The organism is Nitrogeniibacter aestuarii, assembly GCF_017309585.1.
In the GTDB taxonomy this organism is placed as follows: domain Bacteria; phylum Pseudomonadota; class Gammaproteobacteria; order Burkholderiales; family Rhodocyclaceae; genus Nitrogeniibacter; species Nitrogeniibacter aestuarii.
In genome coordinates this window covers 659437-685311 of record NZ_CP071321.1, presented here as the reverse complement: position 1 = coordinate 685311, position 25875 = coordinate 659437, and the positions used below count along the sequence as shown (strand labels likewise).

Genomic DNA, 25875 nt, shown 5'->3' with positions numbered 1-25875 from the left:
AGCGGCTCCGGAACTTACTTTTCCATCTTCCGGACACGCGCCTTGGTGATCTCGCCGTCGGAGCGTCCTTTCAGATAGGCATAGAGCGCGTCGAGATTGTCGACCACCTGCTTGTTCGTGCTCCAGTTCGGCATACCTTTCTGCAGGCGGCCATTCATGATGACGTCCTTGAACTGGTCGTAGCTGAGCACCTTGAGGCTCTCGATCAGCGATGGGCCGACCATGCCTTCCTGGTTAGGGCCATGGCAGCGATCGCAGGCTGCGGCGCGCCAAGTCTTGAAGCCCTCGTAGGTGTGATCGTCCACGAAGTAACCATCCTTCACGGTATAGAGCGGCTTGTCGTCACCGCTGATGGCCGTGGCCGGGACTGCGGCGGCGATGGCGCCCATGGCGAACAAAGGTACGAGGTAGCGTTTCATGTTGTCTCTCTCCGGTGTTACCGTTTTTTATATGCTGTGTGCCAGGTCTTGCTTTGCCTTGCCCTGCCGCACGGGGCGGCAGGGCGGCATAAAAAGGAAACCGGCGCCAGTAGGAGGATGTCCGGCGCCGGCCGCTGTCCCTTACGGGATGGCGAAGACGGTGAGCGAGCCACCGAGGTTCGTGAATTTCTGCAGGTCACGATAGCCACCGACGGCACCCAGACCGTCACTATCCTTCTCCAGACCTGCGGCCATACCGATGCCGGCCCAGCCGCCGATACCCGAATACACGCCGACGTACTGCTTGCCTTTGTGCTCATAGGTAAAGACGTTGCCGATGATGCCGGACGGGGTCTTGAACTTCCACAGCTCCTTGCCGTCGGACAGGCGGACTGCCTTGAGGTAGCCTTCCAGCGTGCCGTAGAACACCACATCACCCGCGGTGGTCAGCGCACCACTCCAGACCGAGAACTGCTCCGGGTTGGACCAGACGATCTTGCCGGTGCCGGCATCCCAGGCGATGAAGTTACCCATGCCACCATGGCTCTCCGGTGCCGGATACATGGCAAGCGTGGCGCCCACGAACGGCTGGCCAGCGTTGTAGCTGACTTCATACGGCTCGTAGTCCATGCACACATGGTTGGTCGGCACGTAGAACAGACCGGTCTTCGGATGGAAGGCGGCAGGCTGCTGATCCTTCGAGCCGAGTGCGGCCGGGCAGACACCCTTGGTGTTCACGTCGGGACCGTTCTGTGCGGTGGAATACTTGGAGACGACCTGCGGACGGCCGGTCTTCATATCCACATGCGTGGCCCAGTTGACCGCCGGGTCATACTTCTCGGCAACCAGCAGTGCGCCGGAAACACGGTCCATGGTGTAGGCGAAACCGTTACGGTCGAAGTGAACCAGGGCTTTGGTGTCCTTGCCCTTGACCTTGATGTCGGCCAGGATCATTTCGTTGATACCGTCATAATCCCACTCATCGTGCGGGGTCATCTGGTATGCCCACTTGGCCATGCCGGTGTTCAGGTCACGGGCGAAGATGGTCATGGACCACTTGTTGTCGCCAGGACGCTGGGACGGGTTCCAGGTACTGGGGTTACCAGTGCCGTAGTACAGCAGGTTCAGATCCTTGTCGTAGCTGTACCAACCCCAGGTCGTGCCGCCACCGGTCTTCCACTGATCGCCCTGCCAGGTTTTCAGGGAGGAGTCCTTGCCAACCGGCGCGAGCTTGCCGTCGGCCCAGGCCATGGTCTTGTCCGGATCCATCAGCATTTCCGCGTCCGGGCCGGTGGAGTAGGCACGCCATGCCATCTTGCCGGTCTTGATGTCGTACGCGCTGATGTAGCCACGCACGCCCCACTCACCGCCGGAAATACCGGTGATGACCTTGTCGCCGAAAACGTGCGGCGAGTTGGTATTCACGGCACCCAGCTTCGGATCACCGTTCACCGCCGACCAGACGACCTTGCCGGTCTTGGCATCGAGTGCCTCGAGGACGGAGTCGGCACGCTGCAGGAAGATCTTGCCGTCGCCGTAAGCCAGACCACGGTTCACCGTGTCGCAGCACATCTGCGCGATCACCGCGGTGTCCTGCTTCGGCATGTGCTTCCAGACGATCTCCTGGGTGTTCAGGTCAACCGCAAACACGTTGTTGGGGAAAGCGGAGTGGATGTACATCATGTCGCCGATGACCAGCGGCGAGCCCTCATGACCGCGCAGCACGCCAGTCGAGAAGGTCCAGGCCACCTGCAACTTGTCCACGTTCTTGTCAGTGATCTGCTTCAGTTCGCTATAACGCTGGTTGTAATTGTCGCCGGCCTGTTGAGCCCAGTTGCCCGGGTCCGCCATGGCCTTGTCGAGCGCCGCGTCAGCACTGGCAAGACCGGAGGCACACAGACATGCGATCGAGACCGCGAGTTTCTGCTTCAGCCCAAGGTTCATTCAATGTCTCCTTCTTTTTTATCTGCCCCGAACGTGGCGCCTCTTTTTTTGCGACGCGTTCGCCGGTTTCTCCCCCGCCCGCCCAATTGACGGCTGGCGGCTCGTGTTGAGGTCAAGCTTCACACCTCCACGACACCTAAGTGCAAGTCACGTGCCACACTTGCGCCACGCACCCCCCAGGCGGTGCCCGGTGCGACGAACCGGGCGGAATCTCAAGGCTTTTCCAAATGTGGCATTCGACACATCCGCAAGCAGAACACCGGGCATGGTGAGATCAACGCACGAAGCCGCCCCGGGGATGACACACCTCGCGTGACACACTGCCCCGATCCCGGGACACAGCTCGTACCGCCCCCGGCCACGATTTCGACGCCAGGATCGCCACAGGCCTTGGATGCCGTCGAAATGCCCGAAAGCGCGGGCGATTGGCACGCTTTGTGTTTCATGACCTCCGGGGGTCACGACGCGCGTCTGGCCCAAACCTTTCAAATCTGCACCTGCGCCGGTTGAACAGCCCGGCGCCTGGGAGAAAAGAAACAAGATGTGGGTCATCAAGATCGGGGGACACCTGGCCGAAGACCCGGTTCTGACAGAGTGGCTGCAAAAAATCGCGGACCTGGGTGGGGGTCGCGTGGTGCTTGTGCCCGGCGGCGGCGATTTTGCGCGAAACGCCCTGCACATGCGTGATACGTGGAATATCTCGCCCCTGACCATGCACAACATCGCCGTCCTGGGGATGGGTCAGTTCGCTTTCATGCTGCAGGCCTTGCGACCGGAATTCGAACTGTGCGCACGCGAAGAGGACATCCTCAAGACCCTGCACAGCGGTCGGGTTGCCGTCTGGATGCCCCTGGCGCAACTGCGCCATGTGGCGCAGACGCCGGAGCACAGTCACGTGTCGGCCGACGGGCTCGCCCTGTGGCTGGCCGAGCGACTCAATGCCGAAGAGCTTGTATTGGTCAAGTCGTCCCCGCTGCCCGCCACGGCGGACTGGCAGAGCCTGGAGGCCGCCGGCATTATCGAAGCCCAGTTTTCCCGCATTGCCAGCGAGGCGAATGTGCCGATCACGGTGCTCGACCGTGACCACAGCATCACGCTGCACGACATGCTGATCGGCTCAAGCTGTACTCACGGCCTCAAACCACACCGGGCGGTCTGACGAGAGCCGGACGCAGACGGAAACGCCCGCAAATGCGGGCGTTCTTTCATGCCGCAAGCAACCTACTGCGGCGCGTGCAACTCGATGTGCAGACGGTGAAACTTGCGGTAGAGCGTATTCCGACTCACCCCCAGCGCCTTGGCCACATGCGAGACATTCCAGCGGTGCTCTTCGAGCAACTGGAGCAACAGCTGGCGCTCGTTGGCCTCGATCGGGTTGAGCACCGGCCCCTCCTCTTCGGGCTCATCGTGAACCGGTTCGTAGCCGATCTCCGTGGGCGCAGGCTTGATCGAGGGTGGCAGATGCACGAGTTCAAGGTGATCACCGTCGCACAATACCGCCGCCGTGCGCAGTACATGGCGCAACTGGCGCAAATTACCCGGCCATGGGTGCTCCATGAGCAGGGTTTCCACCGAGCGGCTCATGGTGACCACATGACCCGCCTCGTCATGAAGAATCTGGCAGATCAGCTCCCTGCGATCCGTGCGATCCCGCAGCGGCGGCAGGGCCACCTCAAGACCACACAGGCGGAAATACAGATCTTCGCGGAACTGACCGGCCTCGACCCGTTCAGGCAAATGCCGGTGACTGGCGCTCACGAGCTGGAATTCGACCGGCACCGGCTCTTCGGAACCCAACGGCGTCACCATGCGCTCGTCAAGCACCCGTAGCAGTCGCGCCTGCAGCGACAGCGGCATGTCGCCGATCTCGTCCAGAAACAGCGTACCCCGGTCAGCCTGCAGGATCTTGCCGCGTCGCCCGCTGCGCTGCGCGCCCGTAAAGGCGCCAGCGCGGTAGCCGAACAATTCTGCCTCGATCAGGGCTTCAGGCAACGAGGCGCAGTTGACCGCCACGAAGACCCCATCACGGCAAGGACTCGCTTCGTGGAGCGCGCGGGCGAAAATCTCTTTGCCCGATCCGGTTTCGCCATGCAGCAGCACCGGTATCCGGCGCGCAATCACTTTGCCCGCCAGCGCCAGCTGCGAGGTCAGGCGCTCGTCCTTGAAATAGCCTTTCTGATAGCAGGGCCTTGGCGCAGGCGGCGCCTCGACCTGAAGTACGGCGCCGCGGTCGCGTGCGTTTCCCGCACGGGACTTGGGCTCCTGGGCCACCATGAAGAAACGGCTAGACGAACCTGCGCTGAACGCCGGCACCGGATGGAAGGAACTGCGCGCGCTGCGGCTGACGATATCGTCGAGCGAGATCTGGAAGAGTTCCTCCAGCCGCTTTTCACGCACCTGAGCCACCGAGTCGAACCCGAGCTGGAACAGGGCACTGCGGTTGGCACCGCGCACATGCCCGTCTTCGCTGACGACCAGCATGCCTTCATGCAGGGTGTAGACCAGTTCCGGGCGGCTGTGGAAATGCACCGGATAGTCGTCCCGGTGGCGTCGATCGAGCAAGCGGTTTTCGATCATCTGCGCCGTCATGCCGAGGAGCACCAGCGAATGCTGCTGCATCAGCGGGGAGCGACTCGTTACATCCAGGACGGCAACAATCTGCCCGTCCGGTGCGTGAATCGGCACGGCCGAGCAGGTGAGCTGCGTGTATTGCGGGAAGAAGTGCTCATGCTGGCGCACGACGACCGGCTCGCCCACCACCAGGCAGGTGCCCATGCCGTTGGTACCCACTTCGCCCTCGCTCCAGACCGCACCGACCCGAAAGCCGGAGCGCCCGACCTCGTCGGCAAAATCCGGCGCGGCCACCATGTGCAGGATGACCCCGTCGGTATCGACGAGCACCACAGCCAGTTCTGCATCACCCAGCTGCTGGTAGAGCGTCGTCATCTCATGCTTGGCGCTTTCGATGACGTCTTCGGAGCGATATCTATGTTCGCTGAGTTCGCCATCCGTGAGGATGGTCGGGATGGTCGGCGTGGATGGATCAAGGTGATAGTCTCGCAGGCACCTCTGCCATGAACTGGTGACCAGTTCACTGACATCATTGCTTCGCCCGCGATCCACAATGTCGTGAATCCGGTGCACATGCCCACGGACCGATGAATGCGTCGGTACCGTCATTGTCTCCCCCGTTCATGGCGGGTCGGCTCGGGCAACGTCTCCTCCTGCCCGCGCAGACGAATAGCGCGCCTGCACGCCAGACCCTTGTATTTTTCATCGGGTTTCTGTGTGGTGTCGGTCATCACCAGTCGCGCGCCGGATGCTTTCATCACGTGGTCCCGCTCGCTCGGGCACCCGGTGCTTGCTGCGGCAGACGATCGCCGACTGAAGCATTATAGACACGGAACTTCGCCCTGCACGAGTTCTCAAAACAGGAAAATGCAAACCCTGTTGAAACATGACGAGGCCGGTGCGGCGCAGCATTGCCGGACTCACTTCGATGGCGCCAGCCTTGATACACTCTCGTCATTGAAGGAGAAACCCATGAAAACCGCTCAGTTCCTCGCCCTATCCGCCGTGCTTGCCGCTCTCGCTGCGCCGGTCGCTGCCGCCGAGGAGGCGCCCTCCAAACTCGAAGCAGTGCCTGCACCGCCACCGATTCCCGCTGGCGTCACCGAAGACGACTTCGAGCCGGAAGTGACCATCATCAAGAAAGGCGAAGACACCGTCGAAGAGTATCGCCACAACGGCAAGCTCTACATGGTCAAGGTCACCCCACCGCACGGCGTGCCCTACTACCTGGTTGACCGCAAGGGCGACGGCGTTTTCGAACGCGAGACTGCCGACCCGAAACTGAGCGTCCCCATGTGGGTGATCAAGCGCTGGTAATCCGGCCCGCAACCTGAACTTTCCGCGGCGGCACGTTCGTCGCTCAAAACATGTCCGTATTTACTCCCGTCACCGAAGACGCCCTCGGCGAGTGGCTCTCCAACTACGCCATCGGCCGTCTGGTCAGGCTCCAGGGCATCAGCGCCGGCGTCCAGAACAGCAATTTCTTCGTCACGACCACCCTCGGCCGTTACGTGCTCACGCTGTTCGAGACCATGCCGCGCGCCGAGCTGCCGTTCTATCTTCACCTGATGGCCCACCTGGCCCGCCACGGGCTGCCGGTGCCGGCCCCGATCGCCGATCTGGACAACGAATATCTGGGCACGCTCTCGGGCAAGCCCGCGGTGCTGGTCAAATGCCTGACCGGAGCGTCCGACATGCAGCCCGACCTAGATCGCTGCCGCAAGATGGGCACCATGCTCGCGGGCCTGCATCTGGCCGGCCAGCGTTTCGGCCGCCGTCAGGACAATCCCCGCGGCCCGGCGTGGCGCACACGTACAGCGCAGGCGGTACGCCACTATCTGCCTGACGACGAGCGCACCCTGCTCGACACGGAAATCCAGTTTCAGCACACGATCGACATCGACGCGCTGCCCGCGGGCGTCATTCACGCCGATGTCTTTCGAGACAACGTGCTGTGGGACGGCAACGACGTAGGCGGTGTCATCGACTTCTACTTTGCCGGCAACGACGCACTGCTGTTCGACGTGGCGGTCACGGTCAACGACTGGTGCAGCACCGAAACGCGCGAGCTTGATCCGGTGCGCACCCGCGCTTTTCTCGAGGGCTACCACGCGGAGCGCCCGCTCACCGACGCCGAGCATGCCGCCTGGCCGGCCATGTTGCGCGCTGCGGCTCTGCGTTTCTGGCTCTCGCGCGCCGAAGACTTCCACCTGCCACGTGACGGCGAGATGGTGCTGGTGAAGGATCCGGACGAATATCGCGACATGCTTCGCCTGCGCATTGCGGCGAGCCACGATCTGCCCTGGATCAGCCCCTGAGTACCACCCCCGGGAGGCCACCCATGAGTGAAGCACCCCTGCCGTGCCCCCGCACGGTGTCACCCGCCCGGTGCCTCGACTGGCTCGCGGAAGGCTGGCGCCTGTTTGCACGCGAGCCCCTGCCCTGGCTGCTGGCAGCGGGCAGCTTCCTGCTGGTGCTGACACTCATCGGTGTCGTCCCGCTCGTGGGCTGGGCCATCACGCTGCTGGGCTTCCCGATCCTCGGCGCCGGTCTGGTCGCACTGGCGGACGACGCCGCCCATGCGCGGCCACTGCGGTTGGTGACCCTCTTCGACGGCCTGCGTCGGGATGCCAACAGTCACATCATGGTCGGCGTCTTTCATCTGGCCGGCGCACTGGGCATCGGTTTTCTGGCGGCGCTGGTCGGCGCCAGTGCCGCACTGACCGGCGCCCTGATCGGTCCGCTCGCCGCCATCGGTCTGGCCACGGGTGGCTTCATGCTGGCGGTGGTGGTGTTCACCGCCCTGTGGCTGTTGCTGATCATGGCCTTGTGGTTCGCCCCGGCGTTGATCCGGTTGCATGGCATGGAGCCCGTCCCGGCACTGACCACCTCGATCCACGCCTGCATCCAGAATCTCCCCACCTGCCTGGTCCTCGCCCTCGGGCTCTATGTGCTGACCTGGGTTGCCATGATTCCCGCCGGACTCGGTCTGCTGGTGCTCATTCCGGTCGTTGCAGGTGCACATCACGCGGCATATCTTGATATCTTTGCCGACCGCCCCGCACTGACCGACAACGCGTCACGCTGACATGCAAGCCTACAAACGCTCTCCCTCCCATGGCGTCGCCTGGGTCTCCAAGGGCTTCGCCCTGTGGAAAAGCAATCCGGCCCTGGTCACCTACCTCGCCTTTGGCTACCTGCTTGCGCTGGTGGTGCTGAGCAGCCTGCCCTTCATCGGACAAGTGGTCGCCGCGCTGATCATGCCCGCCTTCTCCCTGAGCGTGCTCAACGGCCTGCTGGCCGTTCATGAGAAACGCAAGGTCGGACCCGAAATCCTGTTCTCAGGCTTCAAGTCCGACATGCAAGGCCTGATCACCACTGGCGGCCTCTATCTGATCGGTACGCTGATCGCGCTGTCACTCACCGCCCTGGCCGACAGCGGCACCCTGCTGCGCCTCATGACCGGCTTCCAGAAACTGGACGAAGAGGCTATGAACACACCCGGGCTCATGACGGCGGCGCTCATGGCGGTGGCCCTGACCACTCCGCTGATGATGGCCTACTGGTTTGCACCGATGCTCGTCGGCTGGCAAAAGGTCTCCGCGCCCAAGGCGCTGTTCTTCAGCCTGGTGGCATGCTGGCGCAACTGGCCGGCCTTCTTTCTGTATTCCATGGCGATCTTCTTCGTGATTGTCGGCGGTCCGGCGCTCATCATCGCCGTGGTCGCAACCGCATCGCCCATCATGGCGAATCTGCTGGCCATTCCGCTGCCGCTCATTGCCATTCCCATCGTGTTCGCCACCTTCCTGCCCAACGCGCTGGACGTGTTCGGACATGACATCCCGGGCCATGAAGTTGCCGACTGAGGCCCCTATCGGGCTGCTCGGCGGCACCTTCGACCCGATTCACTTCGGCCATCTGCGTCTGGCCGAGGAAGCACACGAAACCCTGGGACTGGGCCAGTTGCGGCTGGTGCCCGCAGGCGAACCCCCGCACCGCGGCACGCCGCGCTCACCGGCAGAGGATCGTCTGGCCATGGCGCGTCTGGCCGTGGAGGGCAATTCCCGGCTGGCCGTGGACGACATCGAGATCCGCCACCGGGGCCCCAGCTACTCGGTCCTCACGCTCACCCGCCTGCGCGAGGAAATCGGCACCGATCATCCGCTGGTATTGCTGCTTGGCGCCGACGCTTTCGAAGGGCTGGCCACCTGGCACCGATGGACGGACATCTTCGATCTGGCCCACATCGCCGTGGCCAATCGCCCGGGCTACGCCCCCCACGGTCGCCGCTGGCCCGAGGTACTGTCGCCCGAGCTGGCCAAAGCCTGCGAGGGGCGGGTCTTCAAATCGGCCGATCAACTGCGGGCGAGTCCGGCGGGGGGGATTCTGCCCTTCGACATGACCCCGCTGGCCATCTCCGCCACCCTGATCCGCGATCTGCTCCATCACGGCCACAGCGCGCGATATTTGCTCCCGGATCCGGTTCTCGACTATATTGCGGCGCGACAACTCTACGGTGGCAGCGCCAGCTGACCCCCCGGCCGCTTCCGGACCGCTTTCGGTCCGTTGATCATCGGCTACACTGAAACACCCGGGCCGCGCCCCGCCAGATACCCCAGAAGGCTCAATGGAACTCGACCAACTCCAGCAAATCGTCATCACCGCCCTTGAAGACATCAAGGCCAAGGACATCGAAGTCATCGACACGGCCAAACTCACGGCCATGTTCGATCGCATGATCATCGCCAGCGGCGACTCCGGCCGCCAGACCCGCGCCCTCGCCCGCAACGTGCAGGAAGAGGTCAAGAAGGCGGGCGGACAGGTCAATAGTGTCGAAGGCGAAGACAGCGGCGACTGGGTGCTGGTCGACCTGGGTTCCATCGTGGTTCACGTCATGCAACCGGCCGTGCGCGCCTACTACAACCTGGAAGAGCTCTGGAACGCCGGCCCCGGCCGACGTCCCGACCCGGCCAAGTGAAACTGCTGATCGTGGCCGTCGGCACGCGCATGCCCGCCTGGGTGAGCGCCGGTTTCGACGACTACGCCAAGCGCATGCCCCGCGAGGCCAGCCTTGAACTGGTCGAGGTCAAGGCCGAACCCCGCACCACCGGCAAGACGGTCGACGCCATGATGGCCGCCGAGGCCGCTCGCATCGAAGCCGCCCTGCCGGCCCGCTGCCGGCGCGTCATCCTCGACGAGCACGGCAAGGACACCACCACCCTCAAGCTCGCCGAGCGTTTCGAGCATTGGCTCGGAGAGGGTGAGGATGTCGCCTTCATCATCGGCGGCCCCGACGGCCTTGACGACAGCATCAAGCGCAGCGCCCGTGAAACCCTGCGCCTGTCCAGTCTGACCCTGCCCCATGCCATGGTCCGCCCCCTGCTGGCAGAAGCCCTCTATCGCGCCTGGAGTGTCACCCGCAACCACCCCTATCACCGGGAATAAACGCGGACATTGTCGGCCAGGCATCGCGGAACGGCCGACTTCCCTTAGAATGGCGAAAAACCATTCCATTTTTTGCCATGCCATCAGCCATTTATCTCGCGTCCAACAGCCCGCGTCGGCGCGATCTGTTGCGTCAGATGGGTGTGCGTTTCGAGGTCCTGCTGTTCCGGGCGGGCCATCGCTGCGATGAAGATGTGGACGAGTCGCCCTTGCCCGGCGAATCGCCCGATGTCTATGTGCAGCGCGTGGCGGCCGCCAAGGTGGCGGGCGGCATCGAACGCGTCCTGCTCCGGGGCCTGCCCCGCAAACCCGTGCTCTCGGCGGACACCACGCTCGCCGTCGATGGCGAGATCATCGGCAAGCCGGAAGACGCCAGGCACGCCATTGATATCCTCAAGCGCCTGTCGGGCCGTGACCACCGGGTCCTGACCTCGGTGGCCGTGACCGACGGAGAGCGCACCGAACAGGCGCTGAGTGCCAGCCTCGTACGCTTCGGGCCGCTGTCCGACGAGGCCATCCGCCGCTACGTGGCCACCGGCGAGCCTCTGGACAAGGCGGGCGCCTATGGCATCCAGGGCCGGGCAGGCATGTTCGTCGAGCATATCGAAGGCAGCTACACCGGCATCATGGGTTTGCCGCTGTACGAGACAGGACAACTGCTGGCCCTGTTCGACATCCCCCCGTGTAGTGCATTGGGAGCACATGTTTCATGAGTGTATTGAACTGGTTCAAGCGTATTGTCGGTGGCGAAGACATCCCTGCAGAGGCAAACGCTCCGTCAGATGGCACGGCCTCACTGCACGGTCTGGATGTGATGGCGACCATTGACGCCCACATGGCCTGGAAGAGCCGACTGGAGAGCTTCATCCGCGGGCAGAGCGATGAAACCCTCAAGATCGAGAACATCCGCCCCGACAATCTGTGCTCGCTGGGACAGTGGATCTACGGCGAGGGGCACGACCACTTCGGCCACCTGCCGGTGTTCAAACAGGTACGCCAGGAGCACGCCCGCTTTCACCTGTGCGCAGCCCGGACGCTCGACCTGGCTGCGCAGGAAGGCGAGGCGCGCGCGCTGGAAGAACTGAATCGCGGCGACTATTCCCGCGCGTCCCAGCGGGTCAAGCATTTGCTGGCCCAGCTCTATCTGGAAGCAAAGAACGAACACCCATGACCGAAGAATTCCTCGTCAACTTCACCCCGCAGGAGACGCGGGCGGCGCTGATGCAGCAAGGCGTGGTGCAGGAGCTCCATGTGGAGCGCACCGCCAGCCGCGGTATTGTCGGCAACATCTATCTGGGCAAGGTGGTCCGGGTGTTGCCCGGCATGCAGTCCGCCTTCATCGATATCGGCCTTGAGCGCACCGCCTTCCTGCACGTGGCCGACATCTGGACAGAGCGGCAGAACGGCGAGACACCTCAGCCCATCGAGCGCATTCTGGTCGAGGGGCAGAACCTGGTCGTTCAGGTGCTCAAAGACCCCATCGGCACCAAGGGCGCGCGCCTGTCCACCCAGATCAGCATTGCCGGCCGCCTGCTCGTCTACCTGCCACAGGAACACCACATCGGCATCTCCCAACGCATCGAGAATGAAGCTGGTCGCGAAGCACTGCGTGCGCGCCTGACCGCCCTCATGGGCGAAGAAGAAACCGGTGGCTTCATTGTGCGCACCATGGCCGAGTCGGCCAGCGATGACGAACTGGCCGCCGACATCGCCTACCTGCGCAAGCTGTGGTCGGAGATCGACAGCCGGAGCCAGGGCGCAAAGCCGCCGGTCGCGCTGTATCAGGACCTGACCCTGGGCCAGCGCGTGTTGCGCGACCTGGTCACCAACGACACCTCGCGCATCGTCATCGACTCGCGCGAGAACTTCGTCAAGATCGAGGCCTTCGCCAAGCAGTACATGCCCAGGGTGCTGCCCCTGCTCACCCACTACAAGGGCGAGCGTCCACTGTTCGACCTGCACAACGTGGAAGAGGAAATCCTCAAGGCGCTGGCCCGCCGGGTGGACCTCAAGAGCGGTGGCTACCTGATCATCGACCAGACCGAGGCGATGACCACCATCGACGTGAACACCGGCGGCTTCGTCGGCGCCCGCAACTTCGATGACACCATCTTCAAGACCAACCTCGAAGCCGCCCAGGCCATTGCCCGCCAACTGCGTCTGCGTAACCTCGGCGGCATCATCATCATCGACTTCATCGACATGGAGGCGGCAGAGCACCGCGATGCGGTCCTGATCGAGTTCCGCCGCGCGCTCGAAAAAGACCACACGAAGATGACGGTCAACGGTTTCACCGCCCTCGGGCTGGTGGAGATGACGCGCAAACGCACTCATGAATCGCTGGCCCACACGCTGTGCGAGCCCTGCCCCACCTGCGAAGGCCGGGGCGAAGTGAAGACCGCCCGCACCATGTGCTACGAGATCCTGCGCGAGCTGCTGCGCGAAGCGCGCCAGTACGACAACGCCCGGGAATTCCGCGTATTGGCCGCACCGAACGTGGTCGACCTGTTCCTGGACGAAGAGTCCCAGGCCCTGGCCATGCTGTCGGACTTCATCGGCAAGACCATTTCCCTGCATCCGGAAGCGAGCTACACGCAGGAGCAGTACGACATCGTGTTGCTGTAGGCAGGCGCATCATGCGATTCAATGGTCAGCTGAGTGAATGGAATGACGACCGGGGTTTCGGCTTTGCCTTCGTACCGGGACAGGCGGAACGGGTCTTCGTTCATATCAAGGCCTTCGAGGGGAACCCGCGGCGCCCGGAGGTCCACGACATGTTGACCTTCGAAACATCGGCCGGTCCCAAGGGGCCGGTTGCCAAGCGTATTCGCTATGCCCGCACCGAAGAGAAAGCGGAGCCCGTGCGCGCATCCGGTCGGCGAGCCTTCATCATCGATTGGGCGGTGACCGCCGTTTTGGTGCCTTTACAGATTTTCGCGGTGTCTGAATTACAGCTGCCACTCTGGAAATGGGCACTACTTCCACTCGCCGCACTCTGGGCATTCATCGCGTTCAACTGGGACAAAGGCGCTGCCCGCAGGAACGAGCGGCGTGTGAGCGAAGCCAACTTGCTGTTACTGAGCATTCCCGGCTGGATCGGCGCAGTGGCCGCGCAACAACTGTTCCGCCACAAGTCGTCCAAACACAGCTTTTATTACAAGTTCCGCGCCATCGGCGTGATCCAGATCGGAGTGATCACTTGGCTACTTTGGCGGGGGTTCTGACCCATGATTGCTGAACCCAGTGTGCAGCAGTTCGAGCGCGCCCGCGTGGCGGCCTATTTCGCCGCCACCCGCCCGGCCTTCCTGTCGGTCACGCTGGTCGCGTGCCTGATCGGGCTGGCCACGGCCCACGGCACCGGCGTGGACATCGATCCGGTCAACGCCATCCTGACCGTCCTGTTTGCGCTGGTGGCGCACGCCGGTGGCAACGTCATCAATGACTATCATGACGACGTCTCGGGTGCCGATGCCGCCAACACCCAGCGCCTGTTTCCGTTCACCGGGGGCAGCCGGTTCATCCAGAACGGGGTGCTCACCCGCCGTGAAACCGCCCGCTTCGGTTACGGCCTGCTGGCCGTGGTCATCCCGGCCGGTCTCTATCTGGCCTGGCAATCCGGGCCGGGGCTGATCGCCATCGGTCTGGTGGGGATGCTCGCCGGCTGGGCCTACTCGGCCCCGCCGTTCAAACTCATGTCGCGCGGCATGGGCGAACTGGGGATCACCGCCGCATGGCTGATCGTGGTCATCGGCGCCGACTTCGTCCAGCGCGGTGCGTTCAGCGCGGTGCCGGCCATGGCGGGTCTGTCCTATGCGCTGCTGGTGGCCAACATCCTCTACATCAACCAGTTTCCCGACCATCAAGGCGACGCCGCCAGCGGCAAGCGCACGCTGGTGGTCATCCTGGGTCCATCGGTGGCCAAATGGGGCTATCTGCTCATTGCGATCATCGCCTACGGCTGGCTGGTCGCCATGATCAGCGCCGACATGTTGCCGCAAAAAAGTGCCGCCGCAGCACTGACCCTGGTGCTGTCCTTTCGCGCCGGTCGCGACCTGATCGCCCACGCCACATCGCCCGGCGAACTGGGGCAAGCCATCAAGTTGACCATCGCCGCCGCCAATGTTCACGGTCTGGCGCTGGCCGCGATGCTGGCCTTTACCCGCTGGCCGGGTACGATAGGCACATGAACTGGTTCAAACCCGACACCATCGCTGCCGTCATCTTCGACATGGACGGTCTGCTGCTCGATAGCGAGCAGATTGCCTACGACATCGGCAAACAGGTCAGCATCGATCTGGGCATCCCATGGACACATGAAGTCGCCATACAGCTCATCGGTCGCAACTCGCGCGAACACGAATCCCTACTCAAGGGCGCATTCGGCGACGACTACCCGCTCGAAGTGCACCAGGCCGAGTTCGGTCGTCGATACGAGGCGGTGATCGCCACCGGCACGATCCCCCTCAAGCCCGGTGTTTATGCGCTTTTCGACACACTGGAGGCGCTCGGCATCCCCCGTGGCGTCGCCACGTCGACACGACGTTCCCGCGCACTGCCCAAGCTCGACGCCGTCGGCCTGCTGGCACGGGTGGACCAAGTGGTGACCGGCGATGAAGTCAGCCAGGGGAAACCCGCACCGGACATCTATCTGGAAGCGGCAGCCCGCCTCGGGGCCGATCCCGTCAGCTGCCTGGCTCTGGAAGATTCCAACGCGGGGGTGCGGGCCGCCCACGCCGCCCGCATGCAGGTGGTGATGGTGCCGGACCTGCTCGAACCCGCCGAGGACATACGCTCAGCAGGTATTCCGGTCGCCGATTCCCTGCTTGACATCGTCACCCGGTTCACGCGCCAATAGCCGCTCGCACGACCCCAGAAGTTCCCTCCATGAAGCTTATTGGCATGTTCGATTCGCCCTTTGTCAGGCGAACCCTCATCAGCGCTCATCTCATGAATCTGTCGCTCGACCATGAGCAGATTTCCGTTTTCCGGGACGCTGACAAGTTCCGGGCGCTCAACCCGATCGTCAAGGCGCCGACGCTGGTGTTCGATGACGGCACGGTGATGGTCGAGAGTCAGATCATCGTCAACTATCTGGAAACGCTCGCCGCCCCGTCCAAGCGCCTCACCCCGATCGACCCGGAAGCCCGCCTGCACTGCACACGGCTGACCAGTGTGGCCTTGGCCGCCTGTGACAAGGCGGTGCAGGTGTACTACGAAACCCGCATGCGCCCGCCCGAATTCCGCTGGCCGGAGTGGATCGACCGCAAGCGCGACCAGTTGCGCGCCGCCCTCGACCTGCTGGAGGGCGAAACCCCGGAAACGGGCTGGATCAGCGGCGGCCGCGACCCGAACCTGGCGGATGTCAGCATTGCGGTCATCTGGCGCTTCGTGCAGCATGCGCTGCCCGGCACCATCGAGGCTGACAGCTACCCCCGCCTCGCGCGGCATTCGGCCGATGCCGAAGCCTTGCCGGCCTTTGAAGCCACCGATTTCTGAGATCCGGAACACCCCATGATTGGACGCCTCTCGGGCACCGTGCTCGAAAAGAACCCGCCCCAGATCCTGCTGGACGTGGGTGGCATCGGCTATGAAGTCGACGTTCCCATGAGCACCTTCTACCACCTGCCCGCGCTCGGCGAGCCCGTGGTGCTGCACACCCACCTGGCGGTGCGTGAGGACGGGCACTTTCTCTACGGATTCTTCTCCGTCGAGGAGCGCGCCGCCTTCCGTCAGTTGATCAAGGTCTCGGGTATCGGCGCACGCACCGCGCTGGCCGTGCTCTCGGGGCTGTCGGTGAACGATCTGGCTCAGGCCGTGGCCCTTCAGGAAACCGCCCGCATCGTCAAGGTGCCGGGGATCGGCAAGAAAACCGCCGAGCGTCTGGTGCTCGAACTCAAGGACAAACTGGGCAAGGCCTTGCCGCACACCGGTGCCACCCTGACGGCAACCGCCCCCGGCGCACCGGCCGACGATCGCAGCGATATCCTCAACGCCCTCATGGCCCTGGGCTACAACGAGAAGGAAGCCTTGCGCGCCACCAAGGACCTGCCCCCGGACACGGGCGTATCAGTCGGCATCCGCGAGGCGCTGAAGGTTCTCGCCAAGGTCTGATGGGCGCCGACACCCCACGCCCGCGACAGGGCTTCCTGCGCAATCTTCGACTGAGCCCGAGGCTGCTGCGCTGGGGCATGAACCTGTGGCCGCCGTTTTTCGGTGCCGGCATCCGGGTGGAATCGATCTCGCCCGACTTCGACCGTATCGTCGTCAGCCTGCGCATGGGGCTGCTGAACCGGAACTATGTGGGCACGCACTTCGGCGGCTCCCTGTTCGCGATGACCGACCCGTTCTACATGCTGATGATGATGCACCGGCTCGGACGCGGCTATGTGGTGTGGGATCGCGCCGCCCGCATCGATTTCCTGCACCCCGCCAAGGGCACGGTGCGGGCGCACTTTGCCCTGGCTGACGACGAAGTGGCGCGCGTCCGTGCCGCAACCGACGACGGTCAGAAACATGAGCCGGTCTACGTCATCGAGGTCACGGATGCAGACGGCACGGTGTGCGCTCGCGTGGAGAAAACCTTGTACATCCGCAAGCTGCCTCCATCCGTTAAACTCCCCGAATGATCGAAACCGACAAACTCCAGGCCGGCAGCGAGCGCCTGATTGCGCCACAAGCCGCCAGCACGCAGGAAGACGCCATCGAGCGCGCCCTGCGCCCGAAGCGCCTGGACGACTACATCGGCCAGATGAAGATACGCGAGCAACTGGAGATCTTCATCAGCGCGGCGCGCAAGCGGGGTGAAGCGCTCGATCACGTGCTGCTGTTCGGGCCGCCCGGACTGGGCAAGACCACCCTGGCCCACATCGTCGCGGCTGAGATGGGGGTCAACCTGCGCCAGACTTCGGGGCCGGTGCTGGAACGCGCCGGCGACCTGGCCGCCTTGCTGACCAACCTCGAACCCCACGACGTGCTGTTCATCGACGAGATTCATCGTCTGTCGCCTGTGGTCGAGGAAATCCTCTACCCTGCGCTGGAAGACTTCCAGATCGACATCATGATCGGCGAGGGTCCCGCCGCGCGCTCGGTCAAGCTCGACCTGCCGCCGTTCACCCTGGTGGGCGCCACCACCCGCGCCGGCATGCTCACCAACCCGCTGCGTGACCGCTTCGGCATCGTCTCCCGCCTGGAGTTCTACACCCCCCAGGAGCTGGGCACCATCGTCAGCCGCTCTTCGGGCCTGCTGGGTGTCGACATCGACGATGCCGGTGCGCTGGAGATCGCCCGTCGATCCCGCGGTACGCCGCGCATCGCCAACCGGCTGCTGCGCCGGGTACGCGACTATGCCGAGGTGAAGGCCGACGGCCACATCTCCTCCCCGGTGGCTGATGCCGCGCTGTCCATGCTCGATGTCGATGCGTTGGGCCTCGACCTCATGGACCGCAAGCTGCTCAGCGCGGTGCTGGAGAAATTCGGTGGCGGCCCGGTGGGCCTGGACAACCTCGCGGCGGCCATCGGTGAGTCGACCGACACCATCGAAGACGTGCTGGAACCCTACCTGATCCAGCAAGGCTATCTGCAGCGCACGCCGCGCGGACGCATCGCCACCCACGCCATCTGGCAGCATTTCGGTCTGACGCCACCGCGCAGCGGAGGCGATCTGTTCGGCGCCGGCTGATCGCGGGCCGCCAGATGAACACGCTGTTTTTCATTGCGGCCCTCATCATCGGCAGCATCGCTTGGCGCCTGTTCCGCAAGCATGCCCGACGCCGCTTTATTGACGAATTCGACTTTGTCCGCCTGCTCGACAAGCGTCTGGCGGCGAAACAACCTCAGCTGACGGCAGCCCAGCGCATGGATGTTTTCATGGGTTTGCGTGACTGGTTCCTGATCAACCACACGGCCGGGCGCCGCGAACTCGCCATGCCGTCGCAGGCGGTCGACGATGCCTGGCACGAGTTCATCCTGTTCACCCGCAATTACCGGGATTTCTGCCAGCGCGGTCTTGGCCGCTTCCTGCATCACGTCCCGGCCGAGGCGATGAGCAGCCCGACCCAGGCTCAGGATGGCATCAAGCGAAGCTGGCGTCTGGCCTGCAAGCACGAAAGCATCAACCCGCAGGCACCCAGCCGCCTGCCTCGCCTGTTTGCTCTCGATGGCGCGCTCGGCATCAGCGGCGGCTTCACCTACCATCTGGATTGCATGGCCCGCAGCGCAGCAGGCGCCGATGCCTACTGCGCCGGTCATATCGGCTGCGGTGGAGGCTGTTCCGGCTGTGGTGGCGATGGCGACGGGGGGTGTGGCGGCGGCTGCGGGGGTGACTGACGCCCTTTCGATTCCGGCGCCTCGGTGCCGGCGTGTACCGAGCGGCCCCCGGGTCGGTTGAAACAATCAAGGAGAAGTTCATGAAGCAGATCCTGGTGTATTCCGACTCGCTGTCCTGGGGCATCATCCCGGGCTCTCGCCAGCGCCACCCGTTCGACGTGCGCTGGCCCGGGCGTCTCGAGAACGGTCTCAAGGCCGCGGGCGACGACGTTCGCGTGATCGAAGACTGCCTCAACGGCCGTCGAACGGTCTTCGATGACCCGTACAAACCCGGGCGCAGCGGACTCGAAGGCCTGGCCCAGCGCATCGAGGTCAACAGCCCACTGGCGCTGGTGATTCTCATGCTCGGCAACAACGACTTCCAGTCCATGCATCCACATTCCGCCTGGCATGCAGCACAGGGCAATGCCGCCCTGGTCCATGCCATCCGGACCGCACCAATCGAACCGGGCATGCCGGTGCCGCCCATCCTACTGGTGGCGCCGCCCCAGATCGGCATGCCGGCCGGCACCATGGCCGAGAAATTCAACGGTGGCGACGTCAAATGCACCGGCTTCCCGAAAGCGCTGGACAAGGTCGCGAAAGAGCTGAACTGCCCGTTCTTCGACGCCAGTCATATCATCCATGCCAGTGCGGTCGACGGTGTTCATCTGGACGCCCACAGCCACGAAACGCTGGGTGACGCGCTGGTGCCGGTCGTGGCGGCCTTGCTCGGAGAGCCCGCCACGCCATGATGCGCACGGTCTCGCTGTTCGTGGTCATCCTCAGCGCGCTGGGTGGGGCGTGGCTGATCATGCGCGGCGATTTCTATCTGCCCAACCGCTTCGACCCGTCGCTGGCCACTCATTTCGGCAGCACGGCCGCACGCCTGCTGGGCGCCGCCATGGTGGCCCTGGCGGTGGCGGGCATCAACTTCATGCGCCACATGGCCAGCGGCCTTCCGGTGGCCAAGGCCAAACGCTGGCAAACGCAGCAGTTCGTGTTCGTCAGCACCTCGATCGTGCTGTTCACGGCCGCATTCATCAGCGCAGACGTGCGCCCGAATCCGGACTACCGCCCCCCGACCCACAGCCAGAACGCGCGCTGAAACCACAAGCGCTGCCACAAAGCACTTGACGCCCCCCGCCCTCCTGTTTGCACAATGAGGTCGGAAAGCGCATTGCGGAGCGGCTCAAACCATGGGTATCGACATCGCGGAAGCGGACTTCACGCCACAGATGACCCGGGCATTCGCCCAGCGCCTGCAGGACAACCTGATTGCCCTGCGGCAGGTCCTGGAGTGGCCCCATTTCGGCCGCGGCGAGGGGTCGCTGGGCGCCGAGCTGGAGATGTATCTCATCGATGCCGATGGTCGTCCCCGCTGCGTCAATCGGGAGGTACAGGAGGCGGCGGGAGACCCCCAGCTCACGCTCGAACTCAATCGCTACAACCTGGAATACAACCTCTCGCCTCACCGCCTGTCTGCGCGACCGTTCGAAGCCACCGAGCGCGAGATGCTGGCGCGGCTCTGCTGGCTGCAGGCGCAGGCGGCCACGTTCGACGCGCGCATCGTCACCATCGGCATTCTGCCCACGCTGACCCAGGCCGACTTCGGCCCCGACTCGATGACCGACCGCACGCGTTACCACGTGCTTGTGGACGGCCTCAAACGCAGTCGGGGCAGCCAGTTCGAGGTCCATATCGACGGCCGCTCCCCGCTGGATCTGCATATGGACGACGTGACCCTCGAGGGGGCCAATACCTCGTTCCAGATCCATTACCGGGTCGCCCCCGGTGCCTACGCCGACACGTTCAATGCGGTGCAACTGGTCACACCGCTGGTGGTGGCCATCGCGGGCAACTCGCCCGGCCTGTTCGGGCACGACCTGTGGTGCGAGACCCGCATTCCGCTGTTCAAGCAATCCATCGACACCCGCATCAAGGACCGCTACCACTGGCACCAGAGCCCGCGTGTGGGTTTCGGTAACGGCTGGGTACGACAGGGCGCGCACGAACTGTTCGCCGAATCGGTGCTGCTCTACCCGCCCTTCTTTCCCATCTGCGGCGAAGAAAACCCGTTGGTGGCCGTGGCCCGGGGCAAGGTCCCGGCCCTGGAGGAACTGCGGCTGCACCAGGGCTCGGTGTGGCTGTGGAATCGTCCGGTGTATGACGACGCCGATGGCGGCCACCTGCGCATCGAACTGCGCGTGCTGCCCGCCGGCCCCACGCCGATCGACATGGTCGCCAACGCGGCCCTGTACATCGGCCTGGCCGAGGGGCTGCGCCCGCTGATCAATCGCCTGTTGCCCGGCCTGCCGTTCACGCTGGCGGAATACAACCTGTATCGCGCCGCCCAGTTCGGGCTCGACGCCTCACTGGTGTGGCCCGACACCGCGCAAAGCGCCTGCCGGGAACGCCCGGTCAGCGAGTTGCTTGCCGAGTTGCTGCCCATTGCGCGCGAAGGCCTGCACAGCATCGGCATCGAGGCCTCGGAGGCCGAGCGCTATCTGAGCGTGATCGAACAACGCCTCGCCAGCCGTCAGACCGGTGCCCAATGGCAGCGCAAGGCCATGGCCGCGCGCATCGACGGGCGCAGCGCACCGCATGCGGCGCAGGTGATGCTCGAGGACTATTACAATCGCAGTGTGAGCAACACGCCTGTGGGCGAATGGACCTGAGCCGCATGTCTAATCAAGCAGCACAGTTCGGCTCGACTGCCGACTTCTCCACGTTCAAGCATCTCCATGAACCGCGTCCCGAGGCACTCGGCGAGGATCACGCGTCGTTTCTTGCGCAGCTCGACCACCCCTTGTGCATCACGCTGGGCGGCCACGACACCACTCGGACGCGCGTCCTCGTGACGCTGCTCCACGGTAACGAACCATCGGGGTTCATCGCCCTGCACCGCTGGCTGCGCGCAAGCAAGCGCCCGGCCACCAATGTGGTCTGCCTCATCGCCTCGATCGAGGCGGCCCGGCGCGAGCCGGGTTTCACGCATCGCGCCCTGCCCGGCGCCCGGGACCTGAACCGCTGTTTTCGCCCGCCGTTTGACACCGACGCCCCGGGCCGGCTCGCCGGCCAGATGCTGACCTTGATCGAGCAGTTGCGCCCCGAGGCTGTCATCGACGTCCACAACACCTCGGGCAGCGGCCCCTCTTTTGCGGTGTCGATCAACGCGGACGCCCGCCATCTTGCTCTGGTGTCCCTGTTCACCCGACGACTGGTGCTCACCGACCTGCGCCTGGGTTCGCTCATGGAAATCAGCGAGCATCTGGTGCCAACCGTCACCATCGAATGTGGGGGACGCCTCGATGCCAACGCCCACACGGTCGCCTGGGCCGGCATCGATCACTATTTCACCCGCGACACGCTCTGGGACGCACTCCCTGCCGACGACGCGATCGAGATCATGTACAACCCGGTGCGTCTGGAACTGACGGAGACATGCGAACTGGCCTATGCGCGAGCACCGGTCAGCGACGTGCCACTGACCCTGCGCCCGGACATCGAACACCACAATTTCGGTCTCACGCCGGCAGGCACGCACCTTGGCTGGGTACACGGTGCCGGACTGCGTGACCTGTTCGTCGCCCGCAACACCGCTCACACCTGCGTCCTCGAAGACCTGGTGAGCCTCAGCAGCGGCGAATTGCGCACCAAGCGACCGCTCAAGCTGTTCATGATCACCACCAATCCGGTGATCGCGAAGTCGGACTGCCTGTTCTATGCGGTTCAGGATGACGGTCTGGAGGTCACGCCTTCAGGTCAGGTGAGCGCAGACGCGGTCTAGGCCACTTCGCAGCACAATCCCTTGAGGTATTCGCCCTCCGGGACCGAGAGGCCCACCGGATGGTCTACCGCCGCCGACAGGCGATGCACGATGCGCCCATCGACGCCGGCGTCGGCGGCCGCCCCCGCGATGATCTTCTGGAACAGCTCCACGCCGATACCGCCGGAACAGGAATACGTCATCAGCAAGCCACCCGGGTTGAGCAGCCGGAAACCCAGCAGATTGATGTCCTTGTACGCCCGGGCGGCACGCTCGGCATGGGCGGCGGACGGCGCGAACTTGGGCGGATCGAGAATGATCATGTCGAAGCGCTCGCCTGCGTCGCGCAGCTCGCGCAACGCCGAGAACACATCGGCCTCCTGCCAGGCAGCACGACCTGCGTCGAGCGACGGGTTGAGCGCCAGGTTGCGCTCAGCCGTGCTCAGGGCCGGCCCGGACGAATCGATGGACAGCACCGATGCGGCGCCGCCAGCCAATGCCTGCAGGCTGAAGCCACCGGTATAGCAGAAGCAGTTGAGCACCTTGCGACCGCTCGCCAGTTCGCGGGTCATCAGGCGGTTGTCGCGCTGATCGAGATAGAAGCCGGTCTTGTGACCGCCGACCACATCCACCTCCATGCGAATGCCGTTTTCCACGATGGTGAGCGCATCGGGCAACGCGCCATGAACACAGCCGGTGACCGGCTCGAGCCCTTCACGCCCGCGCACGTCGGAATCGGAGCGCTCATACACGGCCTCACAGCCCGTAGCCTGAACCAGCGCATTCACAATGGCATCGCGCCATTTGTCTGCACCGGCACTGGTCAACTGCATGACCACCACCGCCCCGAAGCGATCGACCACCACGCCCGGCAGTCCGTCCGATTCGCCATGGATGAGGCGCACCCCGTCCTGCCCGGCCAGACCCGGATGACGCTGCCGACGTGCCACCGAGGCGGCCACGGCGCGCTTGAAGAAGGCATGATCGATGACGGCCTCGGGGTCGAAGCTCCACATGCGCGCCCGGATCTTCGATTCGGGCGACCACGCCGCTTTACCCAGTACCTTGCCGCTGTCACTTAGCACGGTCACTGTATCGCCGGGCCGGGCACGGCCCTCAAGGCGGGCCACCGCCGAATCGTAGATCCACGGGTGACGGCGCGCCATGGCGCGGTCCTTGCCGGGTTTGAGAATGAGCTGCGCCATGGGCTTTGACTTATCGCAAAAGCCGCGAGTTTACGCCGCGCGCCGCGTTGCTGCCAGCTTTGTTCCGGGCGTAAGCTGGGCAGGATGACTCGACGATGCCGAAGAGGTCACTGGATGCGCCGGAGGTTCTGGGTCGCGCTGACGCTGATACAACTGCTGGCCGCCTGCAGTTCAACGGCGTACCGCAACGAGACCTTTGCCGAAGCCTCGCCCTATGAGGCCCGGTTCGCAACCACGCCCCCTGCCACCTGCGAAGCGGCAAGACGCGTCCTGCTTTCACAGGGCTATTCGCTGGTTGCCGCCGCAGCCGACGAGATCAGGGGCAGCAAGGCGTTCCAGCCCGATGAAGACGAACATGTCGTGCTGGATATCACCGTGATCTGCGTATCGCTCCCCGATGGCGCCATCGCCTACGTAAATGCGGTTCAGACAGAATATGCACTCAAGGAAAAGTCGGACTCGGCGGACCTGAGCATCTCGCGGCTCGGCTCCATCTCGCTTCCCTTGGGGGGCAGCAAGGACTCACTCGTCAAGGTGGGGGCCATGACCGTGGAAGACCCGACGTTCTATCAACGCTTTTTCGCTGCCGTGTCGCGACACGCCCCTCGCCTGAGGCCAACACGCTGAGGCTTTACTTTCCCTTCCTGGCGCGGGGGTGGGCGCTGTCATAAACCTTCGCCAGATGCTGAAAATCCAGGTGAGTATAGACCTGCGTACTCTGGATGGAGGCGTGACCGAGCATTTCCTGCACGGCGCGCAAATCGCCGCTCGATTGCAGCACATGACTGGCGAAACTGTGCCGCAACATGTGCGGATGAACATGCGCCCCCTGACCGTGGCGCTGCACCCACCGGTTGAGGCGCCCCCGCACCGCCGCCTGGGACATGCGCGACCCGGTGCGGGTCACGAACAGCGCTCGCTCCTGGGCCGGAACCAGTTGCGCGCGTACCGGCAACCAGGCCTGAAGGGCATCAACCGCCGCCCGACCAATCGGTACGACCCGCGTCTTGCCGCGCTTGCCGGTCACGGTCGCTTCGCCGGCGGCCAGATCAAGTCGGGCATCCAGGTCGATCGACAGCATTTCGGCCAGACGCATGCCCGACGAATACAGCAGCTCGAACATGGCGCGATCGCGAATCTCGAGTTCGTCGTCGGGGCTGGCATCGAGCAGTTGCCCCACGGCATCGGGCCCGAGACTTTTGGGCAGCGGCCGCGGCGCCTTGGGCGGGCGGATGCCCTCGACCGGGTTGATCGCGGCCCCGTGCAATCGCACCCGCCATCGAAAGAACCCGCGCCAGGCCGACAGCGCGCGCGCCACCGAGCGCGGCGCGAGCCCACCGGCATGCAGGCGGCCTGCCATGGCACGGATGCGTGGCGCAGTGATGTCGTCAGGCCCCGCCGGATCGGCGAGTTCGACCAGGCGGCGGAGTTCACGCCGGTAGTTGGTCAAGGTGTGCGCACTGGCTCGCCGCTGGCTCGCCAGATAGTCGAGATAGGCGTCGATCTGTCCCGCAAAATCGGACGGCAGCGACGCCATGTTCGTGTTCAGCCCAGATGACGGCGCATGACGGCGCTGATCATTTCGCCGATGCGCTCTACATAGAGCGTCCCCATTTCCGGGTAGAAGCGTTCGCTGTCTTCACTGCCCATGGCGAGCATGCCGAACACGCGGCCATCGCGATTGAGCGGTACCAGCGCAACGGAGCGCACATGCGGTCCGGCCTCACCGAACCACTCGATCACTTCGAGGTTGTTCGGCGCGCCGCAATAGGGGTGTTTGAGATCACCGGCGAAAAAGCGCACTTCTTCGGACACGGCATTGAATTCGGGCGTCTCACGTTGCAGCACGCTGTTCCAGATACGCATTGCCACATGAGGCACGGTAAAGTCGTCACGCAGGTGGGTGAGCACCGCGTCGCGTGCGCCTTCGAAGTCCTCTGCATCGAGCAGGGAGAGCACCATGCGATGGACCTTGGTGCTGATTTCATCGTTTTCTTCGCCGAAATGAATCAGCTCGGCCAGCTTGTGCTCAAGCTGCCGGATCTTGTCGCGCAGCACATGCAACTGCCGCTCGGTCAGCGAAATGGCCTCGCCGCTATGCGGATGGACCACCGTCATGGTGTCGAGCAGCTCACCCTGGTGCTGAAAGAAATCGGGGTTGTCGCGAAGGTATCGGACGATGTCTTCTGTGTTCATGTGTGTGCGGCGCTCCTTCGCC

30 protein-coding genes are annotated in these 25875 nt (G+C 64.1%); 24 read left to right on the top strand and 6 right to left on the bottom strand.

Features of this window, described 5'->3' with window-relative positions:
* Positions 1 to 14 precede the first annotated feature (14 nt).
* Together J0W34_RS03240 and J0W34_RS03235 are read right to left on the bottom strand one after the other, a co-directional pair.
* The gene (locus tag J0W34_RS03240) at positions 15 to 419 is read right to left on the bottom strand and encodes a c-type cytochrome (protein WP_230970675.1); all 405 of its coding nucleotides are present in this window, start codon (positions 417 to 419) and stop codon (positions 15 to 17) included.
* A 141-nt stretch (positions 420 to 560) separates the two neighbouring features.
* Positions 561 to 2363: a methanol/ethanol family PQQ-dependent dehydrogenase gene (locus J0W34_RS03235; protein WP_230970674.1), complete on the bottom strand. Its 1803-nt coding sequence runs from the start codon at positions 2361 to 2363 to the stop codon at positions 561 to 563.
* Between the two features lie 541 nt (positions 2364 to 2904).
* Here J0W34_RS03235 and J0W34_RS03230 point away from each other — a divergent pair.
* On the top strand, positions 2905 to 3522 hold the full coding sequence (locus J0W34_RS03230; RefSeq protein ID WP_227815589.1) for an amino acid kinase family protein: 618 nt from the start codon (positions 2905 to 2907) through the stop codon (positions 3520 to 3522).
* 62 nt (positions 3523 to 3584) lie between these two features.
* Here J0W34_RS03230 and J0W34_RS03225 read toward each other — a convergent pair whose 3' ends face one another.
* A complete protein-coding gene (locus tag J0W34_RS03225; RefSeq protein WP_227815588.1) occupies positions 3585 to 5543 on the bottom strand; it encodes a sigma-54-dependent Fis family transcriptional regulator in 1959 nt (652 codons plus the stop codon).
* Positions 5544 to 5906: 363 nt separating this feature from the next.
* Between J0W34_RS03225 and J0W34_RS03220 the strand changes: the two genes are divergently transcribed.
* The 22 genes from J0W34_RS03220 to J0W34_RS03115 all read left to right on the top strand — a co-directional run bounded on the left by J0W34_RS03220 (position 5907) and on the right by J0W34_RS03115 (position 22473).
* On the top strand, positions 5907 to 6251 hold the full coding sequence (locus J0W34_RS03220; protein ID WP_227815587.1) for a DUF2782 domain-containing protein: 345 nt from the start codon (positions 5907 to 5909) through the stop codon (positions 6249 to 6251).
* Between the two features lie 50 nt (positions 6252 to 6301).
* Positions 6302 to 7252: a homoserine kinase gene (locus tag J0W34_RS03215; protein ID WP_230970673.1), complete on the top strand. Its 951-nt coding sequence runs from the start codon at positions 6302 to 6304 to the stop codon at positions 7250 to 7252.
* Positions 7253 to 7275: 23 nt separating this feature from the next.
* The gene (locus J0W34_RS03210; RefSeq protein ID WP_230970672.1) at positions 7276 to 8022 is read left to right on the top strand and encodes a BPSS1780 family membrane protein; all 747 of its coding nucleotides are present in this window, start codon (positions 7276 to 7278) and stop codon (positions 8020 to 8022) included.
* A 1-nt stretch (position 8023) separates the two neighbouring features.
* Positions 8024 to 8800 carry a BPSS1780 family membrane protein gene (locus tag J0W34_RS03205; RefSeq protein ID WP_227815584.1) on the top strand — a complete coding sequence of 259 codons (777 nt, stop codon included), beginning with the start codon at positions 8024 to 8026 and terminating at the stop codon, positions 8798 to 8800.
* Entirely contained in the window at positions 8784 to 9467 is a 684-nt protein-coding gene (gene nadD / locus J0W34_RS03200) for a nicotinate-nucleotide adenylyltransferase (RefSeq protein ID WP_230970671.1), read from the top strand. The genes J0W34_RS03205 and nadD overlap by 17 nt, the downstream gene beginning before the upstream one ends.
* Positions 9468 to 9561: 94 nt before the next feature.
* On the top strand, positions 9562 to 9912 hold the full coding sequence (gene rsfS, locus J0W34_RS03195; RefSeq protein ID WP_227815582.1) for a ribosome silencing factor: 351 nt from the start codon (positions 9562 to 9564) through the stop codon (positions 9910 to 9912).
* Positions 9909 to 10379: a 23S rRNA (pseudouridine(1915)-N(3))-methyltransferase RlmH gene (rlmH, locus tag J0W34_RS03190; protein ID WP_230970670.1), complete on the top strand. Its 471-nt coding sequence runs from the start codon at positions 9909 to 9911 to the stop codon at positions 10377 to 10379. Before rsfS ends, rlmH begins: the two co-directional genes overlap by 4 nt.
* 77 nt (positions 10380 to 10456) lie before the next feature.
* Positions 10457 to 11092: a Maf family protein gene (locus tag J0W34_RS03185; RefSeq protein WP_230970669.1), complete on the top strand. Its 636-nt coding sequence runs from the start codon at positions 10457 to 10459 to the stop codon at positions 11090 to 11092.
* The gene (locus J0W34_RS03180) at positions 11089 to 11550 is read left to right on the top strand and encodes a CZB domain-containing protein (protein ID WP_230970668.1); all 462 of its coding nucleotides are present in this window, start codon (positions 11089 to 11091) and stop codon (positions 11548 to 11550) included. Before J0W34_RS03185 ends, J0W34_RS03180 begins: the two co-directional genes overlap by 4 nt.
* Positions 11547 to 13004 (top strand): ribonuclease G, encoded by a 1458-nt coding sequence (gene rng / locus J0W34_RS03175; RefSeq protein WP_227815578.1) that lies wholly within the window; start codon positions 11547 to 11549, stop codon positions 13002 to 13004. Before J0W34_RS03180 ends, rng begins: the two co-directional genes overlap by 4 nt.
* An 11-nt stretch (positions 13005 to 13015) precedes the next feature.
* Positions 13016 to 13603, top strand: coding sequence for a DUF1294 domain-containing protein (locus J0W34_RS03170; protein ID WP_230970667.1), 588 nt, complete (start codon positions 13016 to 13018; stop codon positions 13601 to 13603).
* A 3-nt stretch (positions 13604 to 13606) separates the two neighbouring features.
* The gene (locus tag J0W34_RS03165) at positions 13607 to 14566 is read left to right on the top strand and encodes a prenyltransferase (RefSeq protein ID WP_230970666.1); all 960 of its coding nucleotides are present in this window, start codon (positions 13607 to 13609) and stop codon (positions 14564 to 14566) included.
* A complete protein-coding gene (locus tag J0W34_RS03160) occupies positions 14563 to 15234 on the top strand; it encodes an HAD family hydrolase (RefSeq protein ID WP_230970665.1) in 672 nt (223 codons plus the stop codon). The genes J0W34_RS03165 and J0W34_RS03160 overlap by 4 nt, the downstream gene beginning before the upstream one ends.
* Positions 15235 to 15263: 29 nt before the next feature.
* Entirely contained in the window at positions 15264 to 15875 is a 612-nt protein-coding gene (locus J0W34_RS03155; RefSeq protein ID WP_230970664.1) for a glutathione S-transferase family protein, read from the top strand.
* Between the two features lie 15 nt (positions 15876 to 15890).
* Positions 15891 to 16490, top strand: a complete 600-nt coding sequence (ruvA, locus tag J0W34_RS03150; RefSeq protein ID WP_230970663.1) for a Holliday junction branch migration protein RuvA — start codon at positions 15891 to 15893, stop codon at positions 16488 to 16490.
* Complete coding sequence (locus J0W34_RS03145) at positions 16490 to 17005, top strand: DUF4442 domain-containing protein (protein ID WP_230970662.1); 516 nt, start codon at positions 16490 to 16492, stop codon at positions 17003 to 17005. The genes ruvA and J0W34_RS03145 overlap by 1 nt, the downstream gene beginning before the upstream one ends.
* Positions 17002 to 18057, top strand: a complete 1056-nt coding sequence (gene ruvB, locus J0W34_RS03140) for a Holliday junction branch migration DNA helicase RuvB (protein ID WP_227815571.1) — start codon at positions 17002 to 17004, stop codon at positions 18055 to 18057. The genes J0W34_RS03145 and ruvB overlap by 4 nt, the downstream gene beginning before the upstream one ends.
* A gap of 14 nt (positions 18058 to 18071) precedes the next feature.
* Positions 18072 to 18704 (top strand): glycine-rich domain-containing protein, encoded by a 633-nt coding sequence (locus J0W34_RS03135; protein ID WP_230970661.1) that lies wholly within the window; start codon positions 18072 to 18074, stop codon positions 18702 to 18704.
* 80 nt (positions 18705 to 18784) lie between these two features.
* Positions 18785 to 19438, top strand: a complete 654-nt coding sequence (locus tag J0W34_RS03130; protein ID WP_230970660.1) for an SGNH/GDSL hydrolase family protein — start codon at positions 18785 to 18787, stop codon at positions 19436 to 19438.
* The gene (locus J0W34_RS03125) at positions 19435 to 19791 is read left to right on the top strand and encodes a hypothetical protein (RefSeq protein WP_230970659.1); all 357 of its coding nucleotides are present in this window, start codon (positions 19435 to 19437) and stop codon (positions 19789 to 19791) included. Before J0W34_RS03130 ends, J0W34_RS03125 begins: the two co-directional genes overlap by 4 nt.
* A gap of 91 nt (positions 19792 to 19882) precedes the next feature.
* A complete protein-coding gene (locus tag J0W34_RS03120; RefSeq protein ID WP_230970658.1) occupies positions 19883 to 21361 on the top strand; it encodes a glutamate--cysteine ligase family protein in 1479 nt (492 codons plus the stop codon).
* A 5-nt stretch (positions 21362 to 21366) separates the two neighbouring features.
* Positions 21367 to 22473, top strand: a complete 1107-nt coding sequence (locus J0W34_RS03115; RefSeq protein ID WP_230970657.1) for a M14 family metallopeptidase — start codon at positions 21367 to 21369, stop codon at positions 22471 to 22473.
* Here J0W34_RS03115 and J0W34_RS03110 read toward each other — a convergent pair.
* Positions 22470 to 23657, bottom strand: a complete 1188-nt coding sequence (locus J0W34_RS03110; RefSeq protein WP_230970656.1) for a class I SAM-dependent rRNA methyltransferase — start codon at positions 23655 to 23657, stop codon at positions 22470 to 22472. The genes J0W34_RS03115 and J0W34_RS03110 overlap by 4 nt on opposite strands.
* A 114-nt stretch (positions 23658 to 23771) precedes the next feature.
* On the opposite strand from J0W34_RS03110, the gene J0W34_RS03105 reads away from it, so the two are divergent.
* Positions 23772 to 24284 (top strand): DUF2242 domain-containing protein, encoded by a 513-nt coding sequence (locus tag J0W34_RS03105; RefSeq protein WP_230970655.1) that lies wholly within the window; start codon positions 23772 to 23774, stop codon positions 24282 to 24284.
* Between the two features lie 4 nt (positions 24285 to 24288).
* On the opposite strand, the gene xerC is transcribed toward J0W34_RS03105, so the two are convergent.
* Together xerC and J0W34_RS03095 are read right to left on the bottom strand one after the other, a co-directional pair.
* Complete coding sequence (gene xerC / locus J0W34_RS03100) at positions 24289 to 25194, bottom strand: tyrosine recombinase XerC (protein ID WP_230970654.1); 906 nt, start codon at positions 25192 to 25194, stop codon at positions 24289 to 24291.
* Positions 25195 to 25202: 8 nt separating this feature from the next.
* Entirely contained in the window at positions 25203 to 25853 is a 651-nt protein-coding gene (locus J0W34_RS03095; RefSeq protein ID WP_227815561.1) for a DUF484 family protein, read from the bottom strand.
* Positions 25854 to 25875 lie beyond the last annotated feature (22 nt).

Coding starts and splice junctions, on each gene's coding strand:
- J0W34_RS03240 (WP_230970675.1), bottom strand. CDS start 419: ATGAAACGCTACCTCGTACCTTTGTTCGCCATGGGCGCCATCGCCGCC.
- J0W34_RS03235 (WP_230970674.1), bottom strand. CDS start 2,363: ATGAACCTTGGGCTGAAGCAGAAACTCGCGGTCTCGATCGCATGTCTG.
- J0W34_RS03230 (WP_227815589.1), top strand. CDS start 2,905: ATGTGGGTCATCAAGATCGGGGGACACCTGGCCGAAGACCCGGTTCTG.
- J0W34_RS03225 (WP_227815588.1), bottom strand. CDS start 5,543: ATGACGGTACCGACGCATTCATCGGTCCGTGGGCATGTGCACCGGATT.
- J0W34_RS03220 (WP_227815587.1), top strand. CDS start 5,907: ATGAAAACCGCTCAGTTCCTCGCCCTATCCGCCGTGCTTGCCGCTCTC.
- J0W34_RS03215 (WP_230970673.1), top strand. CDS start 6,302: ATGTCCGTATTTACTCCCGTCACCGAAGACGCCCTCGGCGAGTGGCTC.
- J0W34_RS03210 (WP_230970672.1), top strand. CDS start 7,276: ATGAGTGAAGCACCCCTGCCGTGCCCCCGCACGGTGTCACCCGCCCGG.
- J0W34_RS03205 (WP_227815584.1), top strand. CDS start 8,024: ATGCAAGCCTACAAACGCTCTCCCTCCCATGGCGTCGCCTGGGTCTCC.
- nadD (WP_230970671.1), top strand. CDS start 8,784: ATGAAGTTGCCGACTGAGGCCCCTATCGGGCTGCTCGGCGGCACCTTC.
- rsfS (WP_227815582.1), top strand. CDS start 9,562: ATGGAACTCGACCAACTCCAGCAAATCGTCATCACCGCCCTTGAAGAC.
- J0W34_RS03185 (WP_230970669.1), top strand. CDS start 10,457: ATGCCATCAGCCATTTATCTCGCGTCCAACAGCCCGCGTCGGCGCGAT.
- J0W34_RS03180 (WP_230970668.1), top strand. CDS start 11,089: ATGAGTGTATTGAACTGGTTCAAGCGTATTGTCGGTGGCGAAGACATC.
- rng (WP_227815578.1), top strand. CDS start 11,547: ATGACCGAAGAATTCCTCGTCAACTTCACCCCGCAGGAGACGCGGGCG.
- J0W34_RS03170 (WP_230970667.1), top strand. CDS start 13,016: ATGCGATTCAATGGTCAGCTGAGTGAATGGAATGACGACCGGGGTTTC.
- J0W34_RS03165 (WP_230970666.1), top strand. CDS start 13,607: ATGATTGCTGAACCCAGTGTGCAGCAGTTCGAGCGCGCCCGCGTGGCG.
- J0W34_RS03160 (WP_230970665.1), top strand. CDS start 14,563: ATGAACTGGTTCAAACCCGACACCATCGCTGCCGTCATCTTCGACATG.
- J0W34_RS03155 (WP_230970664.1), top strand. CDS start 15,264: ATGAAGCTTATTGGCATGTTCGATTCGCCCTTTGTCAGGCGAACCCTC.
- ruvA (WP_230970663.1), top strand. CDS start 15,891: ATGATTGGACGCCTCTCGGGCACCGTGCTCGAAAAGAACCCGCCCCAG.
- J0W34_RS03145 (WP_230970662.1), top strand. CDS start 16,490: ATGGGCGCCGACACCCCACGCCCGCGACAGGGCTTCCTGCGCAATCTT.
- ruvB (WP_227815571.1), top strand. CDS start 17,002: ATGATCGAAACCGACAAACTCCAGGCCGGCAGCGAGCGCCTGATTGCG.
- J0W34_RS03135 (WP_230970661.1), top strand. CDS start 18,072: ATGAACACGCTGTTTTTCATTGCGGCCCTCATCATCGGCAGCATCGCT.
- J0W34_RS03130 (WP_230970660.1), top strand. CDS start 18,785: ATGAAGCAGATCCTGGTGTATTCCGACTCGCTGTCCTGGGGCATCATC.
- J0W34_RS03125 (WP_230970659.1), top strand. CDS start 19,435: ATGATGCGCACGGTCTCGCTGTTCGTGGTCATCCTCAGCGCGCTGGGT.
- J0W34_RS03120 (WP_230970658.1), top strand. CDS start 19,883: ATGGGTATCGACATCGCGGAAGCGGACTTCACGCCACAGATGACCCGG.
- J0W34_RS03115 (WP_230970657.1), top strand. CDS start 21,367: ATGTCTAATCAAGCAGCACAGTTCGGCTCGACTGCCGACTTCTCCACG.
- J0W34_RS03110 (WP_230970656.1), bottom strand. CDS start 23,657: ATGGCGCAGCTCATTCTCAAACCCGGCAAGGACCGCGCCATGGCGCGC.
- J0W34_RS03105 (WP_230970655.1), top strand. CDS start 23,772: ATGCGCCGGAGGTTCTGGGTCGCGCTGACGCTGATACAACTGCTGGCC.
- xerC (WP_230970654.1), bottom strand. CDS start 25,194: ATGGCGTCGCTGCCGTCCGATTTTGCGGGACAGATCGACGCCTATCTC.
- J0W34_RS03095 (WP_227815561.1), bottom strand. CDS start 25,853: ATGAACACAGAAGACATCGTCCGATACCTTCGCGACAACCCCGATTTC.